Here is a 22655-nt window from a genome sequence, read left to right on the forward strand (position 1 = left end):
GTCATGTACAGGAAGACGTCCTTCGGCACGCAGAGCGAGGAGGGCAGCCGCTTCGTGGAGCGCCTCTTCACCACCACTACCACCCTCAAGCTGCAGGGCCGTGACGTGCTCGCCTTCCTGACCGACACCCTCGCCGCCCACCGCCGCGGCCTGCGCGGGCCTTCGCTCCTCCCCACCGCGCCCGTACCTCAGCTCGCTCTCACCGCCTGAGCTGGTGAACGGTTACTGATTTTCTTGATCGACTTGTTATTATAATAGACTCGACTCCTCGGATGACTGACCCCATACTTGAAAGCAATCAGCCGGTGTGAAGCATTGCCCATGAAGAACTCCCAGGGCATCTGCGAATCCGGCTTCCGGCCGGGTACATTGTAGCCCTGCGGCGCAGGGTTGGCCGGAACTCCACCCGCCGTCGGCACGTCGCTCATGGCCAACAGGATTTCCTGCCTTGGAGCGCCAACTCGCGGCGACTCGAACCGTGGCGTCTCCGAGCTCCAAGCGGGGGAGTTCCGCCCTCCGGAAGCTGTCGCACAGCCGGCGAGCACCGAGACGAGAACCACAGAAATGCACCACGCGAACTGAGACCTGGGTGGACAGCCAATGGTGGCACTCACGTGCAACTCCCGGTCCGCTCGTTCAAGAAGTCGCGGAGCCAGGATGAAGTAGAAACGGGGAGCACGGGCAACTCCAGGCCCTCGGCCGTCCGGTCACCCTACGAACCCCACCTACCAGCGCACCTGCGGGGAACCATCCCCAGGGACAATTCAAACGGAGCGATTCCTAATGCTTCTCGAGTTCGCGCTCCCAGATAGTCAGCAACCAGATCAAGTCCGCCGTACACGCAGCAGACACCCGGTCGAAGGACCATGAGTCGAGCGTGGCGAGGCGCTCACGCTGGAAGCCAGGGTCGGCCACCACGCCGCCGTGCTTCAACTTCCCGGCATGCGCCAAGGCTCGCGGCATCTCCCGGAGGATGGCCTCGATACAATCCTCCCGCGTCGCCCGCGCCATACGCTCCGCCGCTATCTCCAGCCGTTGGCGCACGGAGTCGTCTCCCACCGGGCACCATGCATCCATGGCCCAGTCGCAAGCGGCCACCATCACATCCTCCAGCGTTTGCGCCGTCCCCAGTTTCTTGAAGAGGTAGCGCGCGGACTGGAGCGGCTCCCAGAAGCGCAGCACCGCCTGCAGGCGCTTCGCCGTGCGCTGCGCACTCACCGGGCCCATCTGCACGAGGGCGAAGTGGAGCGCTCCCCAGGCCGTCTCCAGGCAGAAGTCCTCGTACGCATCTCTCGTGGGGAACGTGTTCTTCGGGTCCACGGCATCGAGCAGTCCGCTCATGACATCCGACACCAGGTACAGCCGCCAGGCCGGGCGCTCGTGCTGGAAGTCCACCAGATCGTGCGCCATCACCACCTCACCCGGGGGCACGTCCACCAGCTGCCGGGGAAGCAGGAAAGTGCCGTCCTTCTGGTACTGCTCGCCACACCTCAGGCCCTCCCGCTTCGCCTTCTGCCGCGCCGAGCGGAAGGTGCCATGCAGGAACGACGGCAGCTGCAGCGAAGAACTCTGTCCGGACGTCATGGAGCGCCTCCTATCAAACCGGCTCCAGCCCGCAACCTGGTGCCGGTGTAGAGTGCGAAACCGCCTCTCCCCATGTCCACCCCGCCTCCCCTCACCTCCCGCCTGAAGGACGCGCTGGGCTCGCTCTCGGCGCGCCTGCTCGTGGCATTCCTGCTGCCCACGCTGCTCTTCCTCGCGCTCACGGGAACAGCCGTCTACGCGCTGGCCCGCTCCATCCTCGAGGAAGAGCTGGGCACGAGCCTCTCCGCCATCGCCGCCGCCACGGCGAGCCAGGTGAGCGGCGAGCGCATGCTCACCATCGAGCCTGGTGACGACACCTCGGGCACGCGCACGTGGCGCAACCTCGTGCGCCTGCTCACCGAGGTCCGCGACTCGAGCGGCGTGCGGCGCCTGTACGTGGTGGACACGCAGGGCCGCGTCCGCGCGGACGTGGGCGGCAACCTCCCGGTAGGCACCGAGGTCCCCGAGCTCGCGCGGGACAGGCTCGAGCTGTCCCGGGTCTTCTCCGGCGAGCGCGCGGCCAGCCAGGTGCTCTTCCTCGGCTCGGATGGACGCTTCTACAAGACCGGCTACGCCCCGGTGCGCCGCGAGGGCCAGGTGGTGGGCGCGGTGGCCGTGGAGGGCAGCGCCGCCTTCTTCGGTCCCCTCGCCCGCCTGTCCCGGAGCTTCGCGGCGGCCAGTGGCGTGGCCCTCGGGGTGCTCGGCCTCGTCGCCATCCTCACCGCGCGCGGACTGGCGCGGCCCCTGCGCCGGCTCATGGCCTCAGCGCTGCGCATCGGCCGGGGTGACCTGACAACGCCCGTGCCTCCCGAGCCCACGCAGGAAATCGGCGTGCTGGCGCGCGAGCTCGAGGTCATGCGCGGCGCCCTGGAGAGCCGCGACCGGCAGCTCAAGTTGATGCTGGCGGGCGTGGCGCACGAGGTGCGCAATCCCCTCGGTGGCATCTCCCTCTTCTCGGGAATCCTCGCCGAGGACTTGAAGGCCGGCGCCCACGCGGAGGCCACCGGGCACGTGGTGCGCATCCAGCACGAGGTGGAGTACCTCCAGCGCATCGTCGAGGACTTCCTCGCCTTCGCCCGGGAGCAGCCGCTGTCGCGCTCGCCCGTGGCCGCGCCGGATCTGCTCACGGAGGCCAGCGTCCTGCTCGCGGCGGACGCGGCGGCCCGCGAGGTGACGGTGGAGGTGGTGGCCGAGCCCGCGGTGCTCGAGGCGGATGGCAGCCTGCTGACGGCCGCGCTGGTGAACATGGTGAAGAACGCGGTGCAGGCCTCGCCCCCCGGCGGCAAGGTGCGCGTGACGGGCCGCGGAGAGGGCCTCGGCTACACCATCCGCGTCGAGGACTCCGGACCCGGTGTGCCCGAAACCGAACGCGAGCGCATCTTCGAGCCCTTCTTCACTACCCGGGAAAAGGGCACCGGCCTGGGCCTGCCCCTGTCCCGCAAGATTGCCCGGGCCCATGGGGGAGACCTGCGGCTCGTTCCCCACCCGGGCACCACCACCTTCGAGCTCACCCTCCCCCTCGTCCCGGTCCCGGAACGCCCGTGAACCAGGCAGCCCGGCGAGCCCCCGCACGCTGAGTGTGCTTCGCGGAAATGTGAGGGCCTGGCAGACCTGTTGCGCGGACGACAACCGGTCCGTCGTGCCGGACATGAGGTCGCCGGGACGCAGTAAGAGAAGGGGTGCTCGGCAGGTTCCATCTCCATTCTTGCCCCGCGGAGGGCCGCTCGACGTGTCCCGCCAATCCGACGGAGATCTCACCGCCTACGACGCCCTGCACTCCGTCTTCGGGGTCGCGGGAGCGGAGCAGCGGCTCGACACCGAGCGCGAGCAATTCCGCCTGCTGGCCGAGGCCCTGCCGCAGATCGTCTGGACGTCCCGGCCCGACGGCGTCCAGGACTACCTCAACCGCCGCTGGTACGAGTACACCGGCATGGACCTTGAGGAGTCCCGGGGCAATGGCTGGAAGCAGGCCTTCCACTCCGAGGACATGGCCGAGGCCGAGAAGCGCTGGCGCCACAGCCTGATCACCGGAGAGCCCTTCGAAATCGAGTACCGCTGCCGCCGGCTGGACGGCGTCTGGCGCTGGTTCCTCGGCCGCGCCATCCCGATGCATGACGCCCAGGGCCGCATCGTCCGCTGGTTCGGCACCTGCACGGACATCGACGACCAGAAGCGCACCGCCGACGTGCACGGCTTCCTCGCCGAGGCCAGCGCCCTGCTCGCCCTCACGCTGGACCCCGAGGAGACGCTGCGCAACCTCACGCGGATGATCGTCCCGCGGCTGGCGGACTGGTGCACGGTGGACCTGGTGCGGCCGGACGAGACCGTGGAGCGCGTCGCGGTGACCCACTCCGACGGCAACAAGGAGCCGCTCATCTGGGAGCTGGCGCGCCGCGAGCCCGCGGATCTCCACCATGCCAGCCAGGGGCTCGGCTACGTGCTGCGCACCGGGGAGCCGGAGCTGCTGGAGGTCATCCCGGACGCGATGCACACCCAGCTCGTGCGCGACGTGAACAACCTGCGGCTGCTGCGGGAGCTGGGGATGCACTCCTCCATCATCGTGCCGCTGGTGGTGCATGGGCGGACGCTGGGCGGCATCACGCTGGTGCAGGCCAGGAGCAACCGGAGCTTCTCCGCCGCGGACCTGTCGCTGGCCGAGGAGTTCGCGCGCCGCGCCGCGCTCGCGCTGGACAACGCGCGCCTGTACCGCGAGAGCCAGGACGCCATGCGCCGGGCCCAGCACGAGCAGTACCTCGCCGAGCAGGCCCGCGCCATGCTGGACACGCTGCTCGACGCGGCCCCCGCCGGCATCGCCCTCTTCGACCGGACGCTGTGTTTCGTGCGCGTCAACCGCACCCTGCAGGACATCAACCGCAAGCCCGCGGAGGATCACCTGGGACACACCATGCCCGAGGTGCTCTCCATGCAGGGCCCCGGTGTGGAAATCGTCGTGAAGTCGCTGCGGCGGGCGCTGGAGACGGGCGAGACGCAGACGGTGGAGTCCTCCACCCGGCTGCCCTCGGGCGAGGAGCGGGCGTGGCTGGCGCGCTATGCGCCCGTGCGCTCGGCCGAGGGAACCACGCTGGGCGTGGCCACCGTGGTGCTGGACATCACCGAGCGCAAGCGCGCCGAGGCCGAGCGTGAGCGCCTCATCGCCGCGCTGGAGCGCAGCAACAAGGAGCTGGACCAGTTCGCCTACGTGGCCAGCCATGACCTGAAGGCCCCGCTGCGCGGAATCGCCAACCTGTCGCAGTGGATAGAGGACGACCTGCAGCCCGTGATGACGGACGAGACGCGCGAGCAGATGCGGCTGCTGCGCGGGCGCGTGGAGCGCATGGAGGCGCTCATCAACGGCATCCTCGACTACAGCCGCGCGGGCCGGGTGCGGGGCCGGCCGGAGCCGGTGGACGTGGGCAAGCTGCTCACCGAATGCGTGGAGCTGCTCGCCCCCCCCGACGGCACGCAGGTGGAGCTGGCACCCGGCATGCCCACCCTGCGCACCGAGCGGGTGCCCCTGCAACAGGTGTTCCTCAATCTGCTGGGCAACGCCTTCAAGCACGCCCAGTCGCCCGGAACACGGGTACGGGTGGACGCGCGTCAACTGGACGCCTTCTGGGAATTCTCCGTGGCCGACAATGGCCCCGGCATCGCGCCCGAGTACCATGAACGCATCTGGGGCATCTTCCAGACACTGCGGGCCCGTGATGAAGTGGAGAGCACCGGCATCGGTCTGTCGGTGGTGAAGAAGAGCGTGGAGGCACGCGGGGGGCGTGCCTGGCTGGAGTCCGCCCCTGGCCAGGGGGCTACCTTCCGTTTCACCTGGCCCAAGCACACCCCTGACGAGGGGCGCTGAGAGCGTACCGTGAAGACGCTGAACATCCTGCTGGTGGATGACGACGCGGTGGACGTCATGAACGTCCAGCGCGCCTTCAAGAAGAGCAACATCCACAACACCCTCTACGTCGCTGGCGACGGGCGTCAGGCGCTGGAGCTGTTGCGCAACGGCACCGTGCCGTCCAGCAACCGCATCATCCTGCTGGACCTCAACATGCCGCGGATGAATGGCCTCGAGTTCCTGCGCGCCCTGCGCGCCGACCCCGAGCTGAGCTCCACCCCCGTGGTGGTGCTCACCACCTCCAACGATGAGAGAGACCGGCTGCAAAGCTACGCGCACAACGTAGCCGGCTACCTCGTCAAGCCCGTGGCCTCGCCCGCCTTCGTGGAGTTGATGACCGCACTCAACGCATACTGGTCCCGGGTGGAGCTGCCGTGAGGGCCGAGGAGCGCATGGAGGAGCAACCGCTGCGTCTGCTGGTGGCGGACGACGACGAGGTGGACCGGCTCGCGGTGCGGCGCGCCCTGCTCAAGGCGGGGCTGAATGCCCAGCTCGTCGAGGTGGGGGATGGCACGGCCGCGCTCGCCGCCCTGATGGAGCAGACCTTCGACTGCGCGCTGATGGACTTCCAGATGCCGGGCCATGACGGGCTGGAGGTGCTGCGCAAGGCCCGCTCCGCGCTGGTGGAGACGCCCATCATCATGCTCACCGGGCAGGGGGACGAGCACATCGCCGTGGAGCTGATGAAGGCCGGTGCCACCGACTACCTGGCCAAGTCGGCGCTCACCCCGGAGCGCCTCGCGCACCTGCTGCGCCAGACGTTGCGCCTGCACGAGGTGCAGCAGCAGTACCGCACGCTCGCCGAGGTGCTGCCGCACACCATCTGGACGAGCCGGCCGGATGGGGTGCTGGACTACATCAGCCGCCGCGGCTACGAGAACAACGGCCTTCCCATGGGCGAGCCCTCGCAGTGGCCCAAGGCCGTGCACAGGGAGGATCTCCCCCGGGTGATGGAGCGCTGGCAGTCCAGCCTGCGCACGGGTGAGCCCTACGAGGTGGAGGCCCGCATCTGGCGGACCGGTGGCACGTGGCGCTGGCATCTCATCCGGGCCCTGCCCATGAGGGACGCGCGCGGCCGCGTCATCCGCTGGTTCGGCACCAACGCCGACATCGACGACCAGCGCAGGGCCCAGGAGCGCATCTCCCGCATCCAGGCCGTCACCGCCGCGCTCTCCGAGGCCCTCACGCCCCGGCAGGTGGTGGACATCCTCCTCACCCAGGGTGTGGCGGCGCTGGAGGCCCACTCGGGGGCGGTGTGCCTGCTGACCGAGGATGGCCAGATGCTCGAGCTGGTGAGCGCCACCGAGAACGTCCGGCACCTGACGCGCAACATGGAGCGCATCCCGCTCGACGCGCCGCTGGCGGTGACGGAGGCGGTGCGCACCGACAAGCTCGTCACCTTCGCCAACCGCGAGGAGCGGGACCGGCGCTTCCCCACGGTGGCGCGGTTGGACCTGCCCTACGAGGCCGCGGCGGTGATGCCCCTGCGCGGCAGCCGCGGGGTGATGGGAGCCCTGGTGGTGAACTACGCGGGGCCGCGTACCCTGACCTCGGACGAGCAGGAGTTCCTCCTCGCGCTGGCGCGGCAGGGGTCACAGGCGCTGGAGCGGGCCCGCCTCTATGAAGCCGCGCAGCAGGCGCGCGCCCAGGCCGAGGCGAGCGAGGCCCAGCTGAGAGAGCTGCTGGCGGATCGCGAGCGGATGGAGGCCACGCTGCAGGAGCGTGACGAGCGGCTGCGCGCGGCGCTGTGGGCGGGCGGCACGGGCACCTTCCGCTGGGACATCCGCACCAACGCGCTGGAGTGGGACGAGAACCTGGACCAGCTCTTCGGCCTGCCGCTGGGGCGCACGGTGCAGACGATGGAGGACTGCCTGGCGCTGGTGCACCCGGAGGACCGGTCCGAGGCGGCACGGCGCAACGAGGCCTGCGCGCGCGAGGGCGCGGACTTCGAGATGGACTTCCGCGTGGTGTGGCCGGATGGGCGCGTGCACTGGCTGAGCGGCAAGGGGAAGACCTTCGTGGACGCGAACGGGCGCCCCCTCTACATGACGGGCGCCTACGTGGACATCACCGTGCAGAAGCAGCAGGAGGCCGAGGCGCGCCAGCTCGCCGAGTTCGAGCGGCAGATCCTCGGCATCGTCAGCCATGATCTGCGCAACCCGCTGAGCGTCATCCGCATCTCCGCCTCGGTGCTGCTGGCGCGAGAGGGGCTGGACGAGCGGCAGATCAAGAGCCTCACCCGCATCATCTCCGCGTCGGACCGCTCCACGCGCCTCATCCGCGACCTGTTGGACTTCAGCCAGGCGCGGCTGGGCGGCGGCATTCGCGTGGAGCGCAAGAAGATGGACCTCTTCGAGCTGGCGCGCGGCGTGGTGGAGGAGCTGGCCGCCAGCCATCCGGAGCGGCAGCTGGAGCTGAAGCTGGAGGGGGATGGCATGGGCGAGTGGGACGGAGACCGGCTCGCGCAGGTGCTCGGCAATCTGGTGGGCAATGCGCTCCAGCACAGCCCGCAGGACACGGCGGTCTGGGTGCGCTGCCGGGGCGAGGCCGGCGAGGTATTCCTCGAGGTGCACAACGAGGGAGCGGCCATCGAGGGGGCGATCCTGCCGGATCTCTTCGAGCCGTTCCGCCGGGGCCGCCATGCGGGCAGTGGAGCGGGCAGTGTGGGGCTGGGGCTCTACATCACCCGGCAGCTGGTGCTGGCGCACGGCGGAGGCATCACGGTGAGCTCGCGGGAGGGCGAGGGCACGCGCTTCACGGTGCGTCTGCCGAGAAGAGCCACGACGCCCCCACCGATCCCGAAGAGCTGACCTGGCCCACGAGGCGTCCCCTCTCCCTCTGGGAGAGGGTTAGGGTGAGGGAATGACGAACACCGCCCCCATCCTCGGACTGCGCACCACCATCTACCACGTGACGGACCTGGAGAAGGCGAAGGCCTGGTACAGCCAGGTGCTGGGTGTCTCGCCGTACTTCGACGAGCCCTTCTACGTGGGCTTCAACGTGGGCGGCTTCGAGCTGGGGCTGGACCCGAAGCCGTCCACGGGGAAGCCGGGCCCCGGAGGCTCGGTGACCTACTGGGGCGTGGAGAACGCGGACCAGGCGCTGGAGCGCCTGAAGAAGCTCGGCATCGAAGCCGCCAGCCCCGTGCGGGACGTGGGCGGCGGCATCCGAGTGACCACCGTGACGGATCCATTCGGCAACGTGTTCGGGCTCATCGAGAACCCGCACTTCCCCAACACGGAGGCCTGAGCCACGGCTCAGCGGTGGACCGACTTCATGCTGGCCTCGGGGTAGCGGGTGCCAGCCGCCACGCCCTTGGGGGCGATGGTGTCGAGCTCCCGCAGCTCCTCGGGGGAAAGCCGGATGTCCGCCGCGGCGACGTTCTCCTCGAGGTACTTCACCTGCTTGGTGCCGGGGATGGGGACGAGGTCCTTGCCCTGGGCCAGCACCCACGCGAGCGCGAGCTGTGAGGACTTCACCTTCTTGCGCGCGGCCAGCTCGTTGATCTTCTCCACGAGCTGGAGGTTCTTCGCGAAGTTCTCGCCCTGGAAGCGCGGGTTGTTGCGGCGCCAGTCGTTGGGCTCGAGGTCCTCGATGCGGCGGTAGCGGCCGGTGAGGAAGCCGCGGCCCAGCGGGCTGTAGGGGACGAAGCCGATGCCCAGCTCGCGCACGGTGGGGAGCACCTCGTCCTCGGGGTCCCTGCTCCAGAGCGAGTACTCGGTCTGGAGCGCGGAGATGGGGTGCACCTTGTGGGCGCGGCGGATGGTGTCGGGCGCGGCCTCGGACAGGCCGAGGTAACGGACCTTGCCCTGCTTCACCAGCTGGGCCATGGCGCCCACGGTGTCCTCGATGGGCACGGTGGTGTCCACGCGGTGCTGGTAGTAGAGGTCGATGTGGTCCACGCCCAGACGCCTCAGGGAGGCATCACAGGCCTTGAGCACGTAGTCGGGCTTGCCGCTGATGCCGAGGAAGGAGCCGTCCTCGGCGCGCACGTTGCCGAACTTGGTGGCGACGATGACCTTGTCTCGCTTGCCGGCGATGGCCTTGCCCAGCAGCTTCTCGTTGGTGAACGGACCGTACATGTCGGCCGTGTCGAAGAAGTCCACCCCGAGCTCCAGCGCCCGGTGGATGACGGCGATGGACTCCTTCTCGTCGCCCGAGCCATAGAAGTCGCTCATTCCCATGCAGCCCAGGCCCAGGGCGGAGACCTTCAGCCCCTGCTTTCCGAGTGCCCTCTGCTCCATGACATCCCTCCTTGTGGGTACGGCGGTCCTTGTTAGCGGCCTGGACCTTCCGGGGCCAGGAGAAGAACGGATGGACGGGTGCCCCTGTGTTCCCTTCGACAGGGGAAGTCCGCTACACCTGCGGCATGCCGTCCACGCCGCACAGAGCCGCCCCGGGTCTGTCCGCCCTGGTGCTGGTGCTCGCCCTGGCGGTGCCGGCACGGGCCGAGGTTCCCCAGCGGGCGGAGGCGGCGTCGCTGGAGCCGCTCGTGGAGCGCGTGGTCACCCGGCAGCTCGCGGCGTACCGGATTCCCGGAGCGGCGGTGGCGGTGGTGCGGGACGGCCAGGTGGTGCTGGCCCGGGGATACGGCGACGCGGACGCCGGGAGCCACACGCCGGTGGTGGCGGACACGACGCTCTTCCGCGTGGCTTCAATCGGCAAGCTGTTCGTCTGGACGGCGGTGATGCAACTCGCCGAGCGAGGCCGGCTCGACCTGGACGCGGACGTCCAGACGTATCTGGAAGACATACGGCTCCCCGCGACGTACGCCCGGCCCCTCACGCTCGCGCACCTGATGGCGCACACGGGAGGCTTCGAGGTGCACGGGCGCCTCTGGCCCGAAGCACCACCCGGCACGCTGGCGGAATACCTGCGGGAGCGCATGCCGGCCCGGGTGCGTCCTCCGGGAGAGCTCTCGGCGTACTCCGATTATGGGACGAGCCTCGCCGAGCACATCGTCGAGCGGGTGTCGGGCCAGTCCTTCGAGCAGTACCTCCGGGAGAACGTGCTGGAGCCGCTGGGCATGAGACGCACCTTCTTCCGCAGGACGGTGCCACCGGAGCTCGCCGCCGGCATGGCGCTGGGACACACCGTCGAGGACGGGAGCCCGCGGGCCCAGCCCCTGGAGCAGGTGGTGGTGGCCGCCAGCGGCTCGCTGCTCACGACGGCCACGGACCTGACGAGGTTCATGCTCGCGCACCTCCAGGGAGGACAACACGAGGGCCACCGCATCCTGAGCGAGGAAACGGTGCGGCGGATGCATCGCCAGCACTTCACGCATGATCCGAGGTTGAGCGGGTGGGCCCATGGCTTCATGGAGTTCCAGCTGAATGGCCAGCGGCTCATCGGACACCTGGGGGACGCGTACCTCTTCCACTCGCTGCTGGTGCTGATGCCGGAGCACGGGATGGGGCTGTTCGTCTCGTACAACGGCCCGGGAGAGAAGGACGCCGCGCGGCGGGCGCGGATCGAGCTGCTGCGCGCCGTACTCGAGCACGACTCCCCTGCCCCGCCCCCGGACATGCCCGTGCCCACGCGGGACTTCGCCGAGCGGGCGGCACGCTTCGCGGGGGGATATCAAACGACGTGGCGGGCCTACCGCACGGCGGAGGCGTCGCTGGGGTGGCGCCAGGAGATCCGCGTGCGAGATGGCGGAGATGGCACCCTCCACATCAAGGAGCCCGGGCACACGCCCAGGCGCTGGGTGGAGGTGGAGCCACGCCTGTTCCGTCCCGCCGAGGACCCGGCCTCACCGGAGCGCGTGGCCTTCCGCGAAGACGCAGCCGGCCACATCACGCACCTCTTCTTCGAGAACCAGCCCACGGCGGCATACGAGCGGGTGCCCTGGTACGAAACGTCCGCGTTCACCTATGGACTGCTGGCCGTGTGCGCCGCGCTCTTCGCGCTGGCCGTGATGGTGGGCGTCCTCCACCGGAGTCCGGCCACGGGCCTGCTGGCGGCCATGGGCCTGCTGCACCTGCTGTTCCTGACCGGCTTCACGCTCCTGGTGCGCCACCACGTCGAACTGGAGTACGGCACCACGCCCCGGTTACTGGGCGCTTCGATGGCCTGCGCGCTCGGAGCCGTGGTGCTCACCCCGGGAGCCCTCGCCTGGAGCGCGCGCGCGTGGTGGAAACGCTCCGGGAACCTGGCCCTCCGGCTGTCACTCTCCAGTGCCGCGCTGGCCGCGACGGCCTTCGCCGCATGGCTCCATCACTGGCACCTGCTGGGGCTCGCTCCGCTGTAGACATACATACGCGGAATCCGCGACGAGTGGGCCCCCCGCGGGCTGGCGTCAAGATGGAATCACTTGTCGGATATACACAAACCGAATCCCGCCAAACCAGGATAGAAGCAGCTCCGCCCTCAAGGCGGGAAACGCGATTTCCCCGTCACCCCCGGTGAAAAGCCTTTCACTGGAGATGGAGGGCATACACAACACGACTGAATTCTTCTTGAAAGGAAGAGAATGAACCGCTTTTCGTTGCCGGTGATGTTCGCTGTAGCCGCTTCGGCTCTGGGTGGGTGTGGTGGGGCGGAGGCGTTGCACGCCGCGGAGACGGGCGAGGCCATGGAGCTCTCGTCCACCGAGCAGGCTCTCGAGAGCGCTACGACCGTGTATGCCGTGAATGACGGCTGGGTCACCCACAACGCCACCAGCTCGACGGAAAACCACTACATGCTGGGCAAGGTCTGGTGGTTCATGTCCGGCGACAATTATTACGACGGATTCATGACCTTCAGCCTCGGGGGATTGCCGTCCAACGCGTACATCAAGTCGGCATCGCTGCAGTTCACCATCACCGAGGTCACCGGGAATCCATTCGACACGCTGGATGCCCTCTACGTTGCGCGCGTCAGTCCCTACACCACCCTCGGCACCAATCTCTCCACCGCCGTCCGGTACGACACCAAGTTGGTCCGGGCTACCAAGCCCACGCTGCCCGCTCCGATCTCGATCGACGTGACCGATATGGTCAGGAATGGCCTGGACTACAAGAGGCAGGTCTATCTGACCCTCTTCTTCCCCCATCACAGCATCTCGCAGTCGCATGAGACCGCGAAGGTGAGCTCCAGCCGGGCCTGGTCTGGCACGCCGAACCTGCGCGTCACCTACACGTACTGAGACAGCACCCGGGCACGGCCCTACCGCGCGCGCACCACCTCTCGAGCCTTCTCCATCATGCGCCGCAGTGGGGCCTCACCCGCCGTCCGCGCCAGCGCCTCGTCCCACGTCACCCACTGAGCCCCGAAGGACTCCGCCGGGTCATGCGCCAGTGACTCCGGATCCTCCGCCACCACCAGGAAGCGCACGTCCAGGTGCAGGTGCTCCGGCTCCCCCTTGCGTGCCGCGATGGGGTGGACATCCACGTCCAGCGGCCTCGGCGCCCGCTCGTGCAACCGCACCCGGCAGCCCGTCTCCTCACGCGCCTCGCGCAGCGCCGTGGCCTCCATGCTGCCCGCGTCCGCCTCCTCCGCGTGTCCTCCCGGCTGCAGCCACCGGTGAATCTTGCCGTGGTACACCAGTGCCACCCGCTCACCCGGCGGATCCACCACCACCGCACTGCCGGTGAAGTGCCCCCGCTCCTGCGCCCGGGAGAAGGGCTTCTCCAGCTCCGTGGCCAGGACGCGCATCTTCGCCAGGTCCTCCCGCTCCTTGCCGTCCGAGGGAACGTGGCGGGCCAGCAACTCGTGCAGGGAAGACAGGGAGGTGCTCGTCGGGGGAGTGCTCATGAGGGGGGCGGATTGTGCCCACTTCGACGCCGGGCGCCAGGACGATATAGGGTGCCCCCCCATGGCCCGTATCCTCGTCATCGACGACCACGACACCCTCCGCGAGGGAATGGCCGTCACCCTCACCCGCTCCGGCCACACCGTCACGGCCGCCCGCTCCGGCACCGACGGTGTCTCCGCCTACCGGAAGTCGCCCTTCGACCTCGTCGTCACCGACCTGAAGATGGACGGCATGGACGGCATCGAGGTCACCCGGACGCTCAAGGCGCATGACCCGGCCGCCGTCGTCATGGTCGTCACCGCCTTCGGCACCATCGAGACGGCCGTGCAGGCCATGCAGCAGGGCGCCTACGACTTCATCACCAAGCCCTTCACCCCGGACGTGCTGCGCGCCAAGGTGGAGAAGGGCCTGGAGCTCTCCTCCACCCGCCGCCAGGTGGAGCGCCTGTCCGCCCGCACCGAGGCATTCGAGGCCGACGCCGCCCTCGCCCACGGCAACCTCATGGTGGGTGACAGCGAGCCCATGCAGCGGCTCGTCGGCATGGTGCGCAAGGCCGCCGCCACCGACGCCACCGTCTTCGTGCGCGGCGAGTCCGGCACCGGCAAGGAGCTCGTGGCGCGCATGCTCCACCAGCTCTCCCCTCGCAAGGACGGCCCCTTCGTCGTCGTCCACTGCGCCGCCCTCGCCGAGACGCTCCTGGAGAGCGAGCTCTTCGGCCACGAGCGCGGGGCCTTCACCGGCGCCGTCAAGCGCAAGCTCGGCCGCTTCGAGCTCGCCGACGGCGGCACCCTCTTCCTCGACGAGATCGGCGAAATCCCCCACTCCGTCCAGACGAAGCTGCTGCGCGTGCTCCAGGAGAAGGAGATTCAGCGCGTGGGCGGAGAGGAGACGCTCAAGGTGGACGTGCGCGTGGTGAGCGCCACCCACCGCGACCTCCAGGCCGAGGTGAAGGCCGGCCGCTTCCGCGAGGACCTCTACTACCGGCTGCACATCGTCCCCCTCCAGATTCCGCCCCTGCGCGAGCGCCCCGAGGACATCACTTCGCTGGCGCGCCACTTCGTCATCAAGCACGCCCCGCGGGTGAACAAGCGGGTGAAGGGCCTGGATGACAGCGCCCTGCGCGCGCTGGCCCGCTACGCCTGGCCCGGCAACGTGCGCGAGCTGGAGAACGTCATCGAGCAGTCGCTCGTCTTCGCCGAGGGCGAAACACTCGCCGCCACGGACCTGCCCACGCACCTCACCGGCACCACGCCCCGGAGCGACTCGGGCCTGCCCGTGCCCATGGGGGACCGGCCCCTGCCCGACATCCTCGAGGACCTCGAGCGCCAGCTCATCGCCCGCGCCTACGAGAAGGCCGGCGGCGTGAAGACGGAGACGGCCCGGCTGCTCGGCATCAAGACGTCCGCGCTGTACTACAAGCTGGAGAAGTACGGCTTCATCGCCAAGAGCGAGCGCCCCGAGGAGAACTGAGCCAGTCCCCCACGGGCTGGCTCACGGCGGGTGGCGGACCGGCGCGTCTGGCTGTAAAAAAGAAACCGTCCCCTCGAAAATCTACCGTCCCCCCGCTCTCATCGTGGTTTTCCGTCAATCCTCCCCGCCAGCCCTGGCCCGCCCGTGTGCGAAGTCCCCGGAACTTCTCGGGTTTCGTGGACGGCGAATCGCCCTGTCGTGGCGGGGCCCTGGCATCCGGCTTGCTGTGAGGAGGGGGTTGATGAAGCGCGTCCTGCTCCCCCTGCTGCTGTGTCTCTCCCTGGGAACGCCCGTGTGGGCGGCCTCGGGTGTGGACGGGCTGCGGGCCGAGGCCCGGACGGCGCGGACCCAGGTGCGTGACCTGAGAGACCGGCAGCAGGTGCTGCGCGCGGAGCTCAACACCCTGGCCGGCCGCATCGAGCAGCTCAAGGCCGAGCAGAAGGGCCGGCTGGTGGCGGGCCCGGACCTGGAGACGGCGCTGCGGCAGTCCCAGGAGCTGTCCGGCCAGCTCACCGGGCTGGCCCAGTCGCTCGCCGGGGCCGAGACCGAGGCGGAGCGCCGCAACCTGGCGCTGCACTCGGCGCTCTCCGAGGAGCTGGCCCGGGTGCGTACCGCCTGGGACGCCACCCCTGACCGCGAGGCCCGCTCCAAGCTGATCTCCCGCATGCGCGACCTGCGCGCCGAGCGCGACGCGCTGCGCTCCGCCCTGCCCGCCTCCCAGGTGCCGGCGCTCGATCGCCGCGACTCCAGCGACGACCCCGAGGATCTCCTGGAGCAGGCGGACGTGCTGCGCGACTCCGAGGACAAGGTGCGCCAGCGCCTGCAGGCCCTGCGCGGCCGCATCACCGAGCTGCGCGAGGAGCGCGAGCTGGAGCGGCGCATGAGCGACTTCCTCGGCGAGGAGTCGATGTTCGACGAGCAGGACCGGCAGATGCGCCTGCGCTTCAACTCCTCCACGAAGTCCATCTCCGTGGAGGTCTCCCAGCGCAGCCGCGGCGGCCTCTTCAACGCACCGCGGGAGTACGCCTCGGGGGGCGGCCAGGGGGATGTGGCCACGCCCCCTCTGAACCCGACCCCGGGCTCGGGCGATCCGGTAACGGGGACGCCCTCACCTGGAGAAGGTGGCGGCGGAGTGGAGATGGGGGACCACTCCCAGTCACCCGTCTACCGCGCCGCGGACAACCGGCCCCAGGTGGGCACGGTGCGCGCCCAGGTGCTCGCCAGCGGCAACCCGGAGGATCTCCGCGGCCTGGAGGCGGAGGCGGCCCGGCTCGAGTCGCTCGCGCGAGAGCTGGACTCCCGCGCGGGCTCGCTGGAGCGCAGGGCCCGCGAGCTGCGCTAGTCCAGCAGCCGCGCCTGCACGAGCAGCTTCACGTTGGCCTCCAGGCGTACTTCCTTCGCGGGCTTGCGGCCCTTGCCCCGCACGCTGAGGCTCATGGAGGGCGCGGTGATGAAGGGTTGCAGCTCCGCGTCCGTCACCTCCAGCACCAGCACCGGGTTGGGCGCCTTGAGGCCCAGCGAGGAGATGTTCCGCCTGGAGGCCACCAGCACCTCCTGGTCCCCCGTCTTCGCGTAGAACTCCAGCGTGTCGAGGAAGGAGAAGTCCTGGTCCGAGGGGGAGAGCACCTTGAGCTCCAGGGACTGAAGCTTCACGGAGGACACCTGGTCCTTGGTGACGCCCTGGTTCTTGAAGTCCTGGTTCTGGTCGAAATCGAGGTTGGAGAAGCTGCCGATGGCCGGGAACGCGTCGAGGACGGTGGAGATACCCGTCGGATCTCCCGCCACGGTGGTCTCGCCCTTCACCTCCGCCAGGAAGCCGGGGGGGCCGCAGGCCACGAGCGCGAGCAGGGCATATACGGAGAGTACGGAAGTGAGTCGCATGACACCCACTCTACCGATCGTCCGGGCGCGCAGTCATCGCCCCGCCCGGCCGGCTGCCCTCTCGTGGACAGGGCATGCGGACAGTGTACGGAGTATGGTGCGCCCGTTGAAACGGCTCCTCTCCGCGCTCGTGGTGTCAACCCTGGCGCTCGCCGGTGGCGCTCAAGCCGCCGACGTGGAGGGACAGCTGCGCGTGTCGGGCAGGCTGATGCTGGACGGCAACGCGCCGCGCGACTTCTACCAGGGAGAGTCGCGCCCGGACACCACGGACGCGGTGCTCGGCCTGCTCGCCACGGCGGAGGGCCGCTACACCGCGGACCGCTGGCAACTGGTGGGCCGCTATGACGGTGGGGGCCGCAAGTACGTGGCCTTCCCCAACGAGGACGTGCTGGTGCAGGCCGCCGCGCTGGAGGGCTCGCTCGCCGTGGGCGAGACGCTGGGCGTGGGCGTGGAGGGGCGGGCCAAGGACCGGCGGGGCGGCAGCCGTGCGTACACGGACCTGGCGGCGTTCGCCTTCCTGGAGCACGCCCCGGATGCGCGGCTCTCCCTGCGCCTTCGCGCCGGAGCGCACCGCTTCCTCTACCGGCCGGACTTCTCCGCCAGCTTCGGCAGCCCCGAGGTGGGCTTCCTCGCGCGTTTCCGCCTGGACCGGCGCCACGCCTTCACCGTCATGGGTGAGTACGGCCAGCGCCGCTACAGCGCCTCCGTGAGGTACCCGCCGGGCACCACGCCCGCGTGGACGGGACGGCGCCAGGACGGGGCACTGATGGCGAGCGCCAGCTACAGCTACAAGGGCCCGGTGGCGCTGGGGCTGTCCTATTCGTACCTGGAGACCAGCTCCAACAGCTTTGGCGAGTCCCTGCAGCGCCACCGGCTGAGCGGCACCGCGGGGGTGCGGCTGCCCTGGAAGCTGACGCTCATGGCCCAGGGCGCGCTGGGCATCAACGCCTATCCGGACGGCGTCTTCCTCTCGCCGGAGATCACCCTGGTCGACGACGAGGAGGCGCAGCACATGCTGTCGCTGAAGCTGGCCCGGCCCCTGAGCGAGCGGGTGGACGTGGAGTTCTCCTTCGCGATGTACGGCACCGAACTGTCGCGCAACGGCCTCTTCTACTTCCGCCAGGTGGGCGGCGTGGGCCTCACCTGGCGGCCGTAGCGGGGTTCAGTCCAGGCCGGACAGCCGCTCGTCGATCTCCTCGGCGAGGCTGGCGTGGCTCTGGGCGAGCGCCGTGTCGCGGGCGCGGGTGAGCACCTCGCGGGCCTTCTGCGTCTGCCCCGCGCCGGTGTAGGCATCCCCCAGGGACACCATGGCCGCGGCGTATTGGGGATCCAACCGCACCGCCGTCTCCAGGGCCTGGGCCGCCTCGGCGTACTGCCTCAGCTCCAAATAGGCCTTTCCCAGGGAGAAGTGCGCCATGGGCGCGTCGGGGAACTCGGCCGCCATCTGCTTGAACTGCTCCAACCGGGCGTTGCTCATGGGGCGGTGATAGAGGAGAGGCATGTCCGTTGCCAAGGAAGACGTGCGCTCCCTCGCCGAAGCCTCCCGGGCGGCCTCCCGCGTGCTCGCCACCGCCCCCACCGGCCAGAAGGATGAGGCCCTGCGGGCCATGGCGCGCCACCTGCGCGGGGCCCTCCCCACCCTGCTCGCCGCCAACGAAGCGGACATGGCCGCCGCGCGGGCCTCCGGCAAAGGAGGGGCCTTCCTGGACCGGTTGCTGCTGGACGCCTCGCGGGTGGAGGGCATGGCCCGGGCGGTGGAGTCGGTGGCCGGCCTGAAGGACCCGGTGGGCGAGGTGACGGAGGAGTGGGACCGGCCCAACGGCCTGCACGTGCGCAAGGTACGGCTGCCGCTGGGGGTGGTGCTGATGATCTACGAGGCCCGTCCCAACGTGACGAGCGACGCGGCGGCGCTGTGCCTCAAGAGCGGCAACGCGGCGCTGCTGCGCGGCGGGAGCGAGGCGGCGCGCTCGAACGCGGCCATCGCCTCGGCGCTGGCGGCGGGCCTCACCGAGGCGGGACTGCCAGCCGCGTGCATCCAGCCAGTGCCCCCGGGCGAGCGCGAGACACTGCTGGAGCTGCTGAAGCTGGAGGGGCTGATTGATTTGTGCATTCCGCGCGGCGGCGAGGGCCTCATCCGCTTCGTGGCGGAGAACGCGCGGATTCCGGTGGTGAAGCACTACAAGGGCGTCTGCCACGTGTACGTGCACGAGGCGGCGGACCTGGACATGGCCACGCGGATCGCCGTCAACGCGAAGACGAGCCGCCCGGGGGTGTGCAACGCCGCGGAGTGCCTGCTGGTGGACCGCGCGGTGGCGGAGCGCTTCCTGCCCCAGGTGGGCCGGGAGCTGGTGGCCAAGGGGGTGGAGCTGCGCGGGGACGCGGCCACGGTGCAGGTGCTGTCACGCGCCGGGGTGCCGGTAAACCCGGCCTCGCAGGACGACTGGGGGCGGGAGTTCCTGGACCTCATCCTGGCGGTGCGGGTGGTGGACGGGCTGGACGACGCGCTGGGTCACATCGCCCGGTACGGAAGCGAACACACGGAAGCCATCGTCACCGCGGACGAGGCGGTGGCGGGACGCTTCACCCGGGAGGCCCAGGCGAGCGCGGTGGCGTGGAACGCCTCCACCCGCTTCAACGACGGGGGCGAGCTGGGCCTGGGGGCGGAGATCGGGATTTCCACCAGCCGACTGCACGCTTTTGGGCCCATGGGGTTGCGAGAATTGACCAGCCAGAAGTACGTCATTCTGGGACAGGGGCAGGTGCGCTAGGGTGCCCCGGACACGTATGGCAACCAAGAAGAAGACGACCACGAAGAAGCCCGCGGCGAAGAAGAAGAGCGCGCCGTCGCTGGCCACACGCACCAAGACCGCGGCGAAGAAGGGAGCGGCCAAGAAGCTGCCCGCGCGGAAGAAGACGACCAAGAAGAAGGCGTTGACCCCGGGAGCAGCGGCCCCGGGGGCTCCCGCGGAGAACCCGCACGCCCATGCCCTGGCGCGCAAGATTGGCACCCTGCTCTCGGACAAGAAGGCGTTGGACATCGTCATCCTCGACGTGCGCGGGATGACGTCCTACGCGGACTACTTCGTGGTGGCCTCGGGTGAGAGCGACCGGCAGGTATCGGCCATGGCCGAGCACGTGCTGAAGAACCTGAAGGAGACGGAGGACCTGCGCCCCATCGGCCACGAGGGCATGGACACGGGCCAGTGGGTGCTCCTGGACTTCGGCGAGGTGGTGTCGCACCTCTTCTTCTCCGAGGCGCGCTCGCACTATGACCTCGAGGGCCTCTGGGCCGACGCCGCGCGGGAGAAGGTGGCCTGAAGGTCCGGCTCCTCTCCATCGGCAAGGACCGCTCGGGCCTCTATGAGCCCGCGGTCCAGGAGTACGCCTCGCGCCTGGCCCACTACACCCGCTTCGAGCTGCTGGAGCTCCCCGAGGCGGGTGGGAAGAAGGGCAAGGCGCCGGACGCCAAGGCCGCCGAGGCCGAGGCCATCCTCTCGCGCCGCAAGCCGCAGGACCTGATCGTCGCGCTCGACGAGCGGGGCAAGCTGCTGGATTCGGTGGAGTTCAGCCGGTACGTGGGCCGGGCCCAGGATGGTGCGAAGGACCTGCTGCTCGTCATCGGCGGGGACGAGGGCCTGGACGAGCGGGTGAGACAATCCGCGGACCTGGTGCTCTCGCTGTCGAAGATGACGCTGCCGCACCGGCTGGCGCGGGTGGTGCTGGTGGAGCAGCTCTACCGCGCCTTCACCATCCTCAAGGGCGAGCCCTACCACAAGTAGGCGGGCAAGGAGGCTCCGGGGAGGCGCCGTCAGGCACCGGACGCCACACGCGTCCGAGGGCACATGAACTCGCCCACCCCTCACATCCGCGTCATCGCCTCACCCCAGTCGTGGGTGGAGGGTGAAGCCATCCGTCAACTCGAGGCCGCCTCGCGGCTTCCCGGCATGCGCTCCGCGGTGGGCCTGCCGGACCTGCACCCGGGCAAGGGTGCACCGGTGGGCGCCGCCTTCGCCTCCGAGGGACTTTTCTATCCCTTCCTCGTGGGCAACGACATCGGCTGTGGGATGGGCCTCTGGGAGTTGGATCTGCCCGCGCGCAAGGCGAAGCCGGAGCGCTGGGCGGCGCGCCTGGACCTGGATGGACCCTGGGAGGGCAACACGGACGCGGTGCTCGCCAGCATGGGCGTGAAGCCGTGCGGCTTCGAGGCGGCGCTCGGCACGGTGGGCGGCGGCAACCACTTCGCCGAGGTGCAACGGGTGGACGCGGTGCACGACGCGGAGACCTTCACCGCGCTGGGGCTGGGAACGGATCGGCTCCTGCTGCTCGTGCACTCCGGCTCCCGCGGACTGGGCGAGGCCATCCTCCGGGCCCACGTGGATCGACATGGAACCGGGAGCCTCGTGGAAGACTCGGACGAGGCGCGGCGATACCTCGCGCGGCATGACCACGCCGTGGAGTGGGCGCGGGCCAATCGCGCCACCATCGCCGGAAGGATGATGCAGGGCATCGCGGCGTCGGGGCGGCGGGTGCTCGATGTCTGCCACAACAGCGTCACCCCGAAGCAGTACGACGGCCACACCTGCTGGTTGCATCGCAAGGGCGCGGCGCCCTCGGATCAGGGGCCGGTGGTGATTCCCGGCAGCCGGGGCTCGCTGAGCTACCTGGTGCTGCCCCTGGGCGACGGCACGAACCACGCCCACAGCCTGGCGCACGGGGCCGGCCGCAAGTGGACGCGCACCAGTGCCCGTGAGCGGATGCGCGAGCGCTTCACCCCCGAGGCCCTCACCCGCACCTCCTTCAAGAGCCACGTCATCTGCGAGGACCGAGACCTGCTCTTCGAGGAGGCACCTCCCGCGTACAAGGCCATCGACCGTGTAGTGCAGGACCTGGTGGACGCCGGACTCGTCCGGGTGGTGGCGACACTGGCGCCCGTGCTCACCTACAAGACGCGCACCCGGCGCGAGTAGGGTAGAGTCACCGGCCCGAATGCCCTCGCTCTCGCGCCTGCTCCTGCTCGTGGTGATGACGTGTGTCACTGGCCTCGGGTGCACGCGCACCACGCCCTCCTTCTGCGGCCAGCCCGACGACCCCCCGTGTCCCGAGGACTCGGTCTGCGTGGAGGCTCGCTGTGTCGCCCGAGAGCTGCTCCCGGCCTGTGCCCTCGGCCAGACGCGCTGTGAGGCGGCGTGCGTGGACACGCGCAGCGACGCCTTCCACTGTGGCGCCTGCGGCACGGCCTGCGCTGAAGGACAGGTGTGCAGCCAGGGCCGGTGCACGGAGTCCTGCGCCGCCGGGCTGACGCAGTGCGAGCGCGCCTGCGTGGCGCTCGAGTCGAGCACGGCCAGCTGCGGTACCTGCGGCACCGCCTGTGGCTCCCGCGAATCGTGCGATGCGGGCACCTGTGCCTGCGAGCCTCCGCTGACCGCCTGCGACGGCGCGTGCACGGACCTCGGCTCGGACGGGAACAACTGTGGCGCCTGCGGCAACGGGTGCGGCTCGCGCCTGTGTCAGGACGGCGAGTGCGTGGATGACTGCGCCACGGGACTCCGCCGCTGCGGCCAGGGCTGCGTGGACGTGCAGTCCGACCCCTTCCATTGCGGCACCTGCGGCACGGGCTGCGGCTCCGGCGAGGTGTGCGTGGGAGGCCATTGCCGCCTCGACTGTCCCGTGGGCAGCGTCGAATGTGACGGAACCTGCGCCAACCTCACGAGCGACGCACGCCACTGTGGAGCCTGCGGCAGGGCATGTGGCCCGGGCCAGGTGTGCACGCGAGGCGCATGTGCCTGTCCTTCCGGCCAGGCCGAGTGCGATGGCCAGTGCGTGGACCTGCGCACGAGCACGCAGCACTGCGGTGCCTGCGGCCGCGCCTGCACCCCGGACGAGACATGCACCAACAGCCGCTGCCAGTGCGCGGAGCCCCTCGTCCTCTGCGCAATCGGCTGCGTGGACCTGAGCTCGGACCCACGCAACTGCGGCGCCTGCGAGCGGGTGTGCGCCACCGGGCTGGTGTGCTCGACCGGGCTCTGCGCCCTCCCGTGAGTCCCGGGGCCCGCCAGCCGAGCGCCCGCGCCCCCCTCGCCTCCCCCC

The 22655-nt window shown here is 69.9% G+C and carries 21 protein-coding genes and 1 pseudogene; 16 read left to right on the forward strand and 6 right to left on the reverse strand.

Annotated elements, in window-relative coordinates; translation table 11 throughout:
- Nucleotides 1-210: pseudogene (locus BO221_RS51330) on the forward strand (IS66 family transposase); the annotation flags it as partial.
- Here BO221_RS51330 and BO221_RS54645 read toward each other — a convergent pair.
- Both BO221_RS54645 and BO221_RS51335 read right to left on the reverse strand, forming a co-directional pair.
- A complete protein-coding gene (locus tag BO221_RS54645; protein WP_143196180.1) occupies nt 189-428 on the reverse strand; it encodes a hypothetical protein in 240 nt (79 codons plus the stop codon). The pseudogene BO221_RS51330 and the gene BO221_RS54645 sit on opposite strands and share 22 nt — an antisense overlap.
- Before the next feature lie 352 nt (nt 429-780).
- Nucleotides 781-1584 (reverse strand): hypothetical protein, encoded by an 804-nt coding sequence (locus BO221_RS51335; protein ID WP_073568273.1) that lies wholly within the window; start codon nt 1582-1584, stop codon nt 781-783.
- Nucleotides 1585-1656: 72 nt separating this feature from the next.
- On the opposite strand from BO221_RS51335, the gene BO221_RS51340 reads away from it, so the two are divergent.
- From BO221_RS51340 to BO221_RS51360, 5 genes are all read left to right on the forward strand, one after another.
- Nucleotides 1657-3129: an ATP-binding protein gene (locus tag BO221_RS51340; protein ID WP_073568274.1), complete on the forward strand. Its 1473-nt coding sequence runs from the start codon at nt 1657-1659 to the stop codon at nt 3127-3129.
- A 184-nt stretch (nt 3130-3313) separates the two neighbouring features.
- A complete protein-coding gene (locus BO221_RS51345; RefSeq protein WP_073568275.1) occupies nt 3314-5437 on the forward strand; it encodes a PAS domain-containing protein in 2124 nt (707 codons plus the stop codon).
- 9 nt (nt 5438-5446) lie between these two features.
- Nucleotides 5447-5857, forward strand: a complete 411-nt coding sequence (locus tag BO221_RS51350) for a response regulator (RefSeq protein ID WP_073568276.1) — start codon at nt 5447-5449, stop codon at nt 5855-5857.
- Nucleotides 5854-8289 carry a PAS domain-containing protein gene (locus tag BO221_RS51355; protein WP_073568277.1) on the forward strand — a complete coding sequence of 812 codons (2436 nt, stop codon included), beginning with the start codon at nt 5854-5856 and terminating at the stop codon, nt 8287-8289. The genes BO221_RS51350 and BO221_RS51355 overlap by 4 nt, the downstream gene beginning before the upstream one ends.
- 52 nt (nt 8290-8341) lie before the next feature.
- Complete coding sequence (locus BO221_RS51360; protein WP_073568278.1) at nt 8342-8728, forward strand: VOC family protein; 387 nt, start codon at nt 8342-8344, stop codon at nt 8726-8728.
- Nucleotides 8729-8736: 8 nt separating this feature from the next.
- Here the strand turns inward: BO221_RS51360 and BO221_RS51365 are convergent, their stop codons facing one another.
- Nucleotides 8737-9723, reverse strand: coding sequence for an aldo/keto reductase (locus BO221_RS51365; RefSeq protein WP_073568279.1), 987 nt, complete (start codon nt 9721-9723; stop codon nt 8737-8739).
- A gap of 86 nt (nt 9724-9809) precedes the next feature.
- On the opposite strand from BO221_RS51365, the gene BO221_RS51370 reads away from it, so the two are divergent.
- Complete coding sequence (locus BO221_RS51370) at nt 9810-11729, forward strand: serine hydrolase (RefSeq protein WP_143196181.1); 1920 nt, start codon at nt 9810-9812, stop codon at nt 11727-11729.
- Between the two features lie 222 nt (nt 11730-11951).
- Nucleotides 11952-12608 (forward strand): hypothetical protein, encoded by a 657-nt coding sequence (locus BO221_RS51375; protein WP_143196182.1) that lies wholly within the window; start codon nt 11952-11954, stop codon nt 12606-12608.
- Between the two features lie 20 nt (nt 12609-12628).
- Here BO221_RS51375 and BO221_RS51380 read toward each other — a convergent pair whose 3' ends face one another.
- Nucleotides 12629-13216 (reverse strand): NUDIX hydrolase, encoded by a 588-nt coding sequence (locus tag BO221_RS51380; RefSeq protein ID WP_073568282.1) that lies wholly within the window; start codon nt 13214-13216, stop codon nt 12629-12631.
- Between the two features lie 61 nt (nt 13217-13277).
- Between BO221_RS51380 and BO221_RS51385 the strand changes: the two genes are divergently transcribed.
- Both BO221_RS51385 and BO221_RS51390 read left to right on the forward strand, forming a co-directional pair.
- A complete protein-coding gene (locus BO221_RS51385; protein WP_073568283.1) occupies nt 13278-14687 on the forward strand; it encodes a sigma-54 dependent transcriptional regulator in 1410 nt (469 codons plus the stop codon).
- 241 nt (nt 14688-14928) lie between these two features.
- Complete coding sequence (locus BO221_RS51390) at nt 14929-16029, forward strand: TetR family transcriptional regulator (protein WP_073568284.1); 1101 nt, start codon at nt 14929-14931, stop codon at nt 16027-16029.
- Here BO221_RS51390 and BO221_RS51395 read toward each other — a convergent pair.
- Nucleotides 16026-16568 carry a hypothetical protein gene (locus tag BO221_RS51395; RefSeq protein ID WP_073568285.1) on the reverse strand — a complete coding sequence of 181 codons (543 nt, stop codon included), beginning with the start codon at nt 16566-16568 and terminating at the stop codon, nt 16026-16028. The two genes, BO221_RS51390 and BO221_RS51395, sit on opposite strands and share 4 nt — an antisense overlap.
- A gap of 97 nt (nt 16569-16665) precedes the next feature.
- On the opposite strand from BO221_RS51395, the gene BO221_RS51400 reads away from it, so the two are divergent.
- Nucleotides 16666-17724 carry a hypothetical protein gene (locus BO221_RS51400; RefSeq protein ID WP_369866336.1) on the forward strand — a complete coding sequence of 353 codons (1059 nt, stop codon included), beginning with the start codon at nt 16666-16668 and terminating at the stop codon, nt 17722-17724.
- Between the two features lie 6 nt (nt 17725-17730).
- Here the strand turns inward: BO221_RS51400 and BO221_RS51405 are convergent, their stop codons facing one another.
- A complete protein-coding gene (locus BO221_RS51405; protein ID WP_043402547.1) occupies nt 17731-18069 on the reverse strand; it encodes a tetratricopeptide repeat protein in 339 nt (112 codons plus the stop codon).
- Here BO221_RS51405 and BO221_RS51410 point away from each other — a divergent pair.
- The 5 genes from BO221_RS51410 (at nt 18068) to BO221_RS51430 (ending at nt 22607) form a co-directional block, all read left to right on the forward strand.
- Complete coding sequence (locus BO221_RS51410) at nt 18068-19336, forward strand: glutamate-5-semialdehyde dehydrogenase (protein WP_073568287.1); 1269 nt, start codon at nt 18068-18070, stop codon at nt 19334-19336. The genes BO221_RS51405 and BO221_RS51410 overlap by 2 nt on opposite strands.
- A 16-nt stretch (nt 19337-19352) precedes the next feature.
- Complete coding sequence (rsfS, locus tag BO221_RS51415; RefSeq protein WP_083682784.1) at nt 19353-19886, forward strand: ribosome silencing factor; 534 nt, start codon at nt 19353-19355, stop codon at nt 19884-19886.
- Complete coding sequence (locus tag BO221_RS51420; RefSeq protein WP_073568288.1) at nt 19883-20347, forward strand: 23S rRNA (pseudouridine(1915)-N(3))-methyltransferase RlmH; 465 nt, start codon at nt 19883-19885, stop codon at nt 20345-20347. Before rsfS ends, BO221_RS51420 begins: the two co-directional genes overlap by 4 nt.
- A 63-nt stretch (nt 20348-20410) precedes the next feature.
- Nucleotides 20411-21535 (forward strand): RNA ligase RtcB family protein, encoded by a 1125-nt coding sequence (locus tag BO221_RS51425; protein WP_073568289.1) that lies wholly within the window; start codon nt 20411-20413, stop codon nt 21533-21535.
- Nucleotides 21536-21554: 19 nt separating this feature from the next.
- Nucleotides 21555-22607 (forward strand): MXAN_6577-like cysteine-rich protein, encoded by a 1053-nt coding sequence (locus tag BO221_RS51430; protein ID WP_073568290.1) that lies wholly within the window; start codon nt 21555-21557, stop codon nt 22605-22607.
- Nucleotides 22608-22655: the final 48 nt, after the last annotated feature.

It is taken from the genome of Archangium sp. Cb G35, from assembly GCF_001896145.1.
GTDB classification, from domain to species: Bacteria; Myxococcota; Myxococcia; order Myxococcales; family Myxococcaceae; genus Archangium; species Archangium violaceum.

Bases quoted from the DNA above. Each gene is read 5' to 3' on its own strand.
- BO221_RS54645 (WP_143196180.1), bottom strand. From the start codon at position 428: ATGAGCGACGTGCCGACGGCGGGTGGAGTTCCGGCCAACCCTGCGCCG.
- BO221_RS51335 (WP_073568273.1), bottom strand. From the start codon at position 1,584: ATGACGTCCGGACAGAGTTCTTCGCTGCAGCTGCCGTCGTTCCTGCAT.
- BO221_RS51340 (WP_073568274.1), top strand. From the start codon at position 1,657: ATGTCCACCCCGCCTCCCCTCACCTCCCGCCTGAAGGACGCGCTGGGC.
- BO221_RS51360 (WP_073568278.1), top strand. From the start codon at position 8,342: ATGACGAACACCGCCCCCATCCTCGGACTGCGCACCACCATCTACCAC.
- BO221_RS51365 (WP_073568279.1), bottom strand. From the start codon at position 9,723: ATGGAGCAGAGGGCACTCGGAAAGCAGGGGCTGAAGGTCTCCGCCCTG.
- BO221_RS51375 (WP_143196182.1), top strand. From the start codon at position 11,952: ATGAACCGCTTTTCGTTGCCGGTGATGTTCGCTGTAGCCGCTTCGGCT.
- BO221_RS51380 (WP_073568282.1), bottom strand. From the start codon at position 13,216: ATGAGCACTCCCCCGACGAGCACCTCCCTGTCTTCCCTGCACGAGTTG.
- BO221_RS51385 (WP_073568283.1), top strand. From the start codon at position 13,278: ATGGCCCGTATCCTCGTCATCGACGACCACGACACCCTCCGCGAGGGA.
- BO221_RS51390 (WP_073568284.1), top strand. From the start codon at position 14,929: ATGAAGCGCGTCCTGCTCCCCCTGCTGCTGTGTCTCTCCCTGGGAACG.
- BO221_RS51395 (WP_073568285.1), bottom strand. From the start codon at position 16,568: ATGCGACTCACTTCCGTACTCTCCGTATATGCCCTGCTCGCGCTCGTG.
- BO221_RS51410 (WP_073568287.1), top strand. From the start codon at position 18,068: ATGTCCGTTGCCAAGGAAGACGTGCGCTCCCTCGCCGAAGCCTCCCGG.
- BO221_RS51405 (WP_043402547.1), bottom strand. From the start codon at position 18,069: ATGCCTCTCCTCTATCACCGCCCCATGAGCAACGCCCGGTTGGAGCAG.
- rsfS (WP_083682784.1), top strand. From the start codon at position 19,353: ATGGCAACCAAGAAGAAGACGACCACGAAGAAGCCCGCGGCGAAGAAG.
- BO221_RS51425 (WP_073568289.1), top strand. From the start codon at position 20,411: ATGAACTCGCCCACCCCTCACATCCGCGTCATCGCCTCACCCCAGTCG.
- BO221_RS51430 (WP_073568290.1), top strand. From the start codon at position 21,555: ATGCCCTCGCTCTCGCGCCTGCTCCTGCTCGTGGTGATGACGTGTGTC.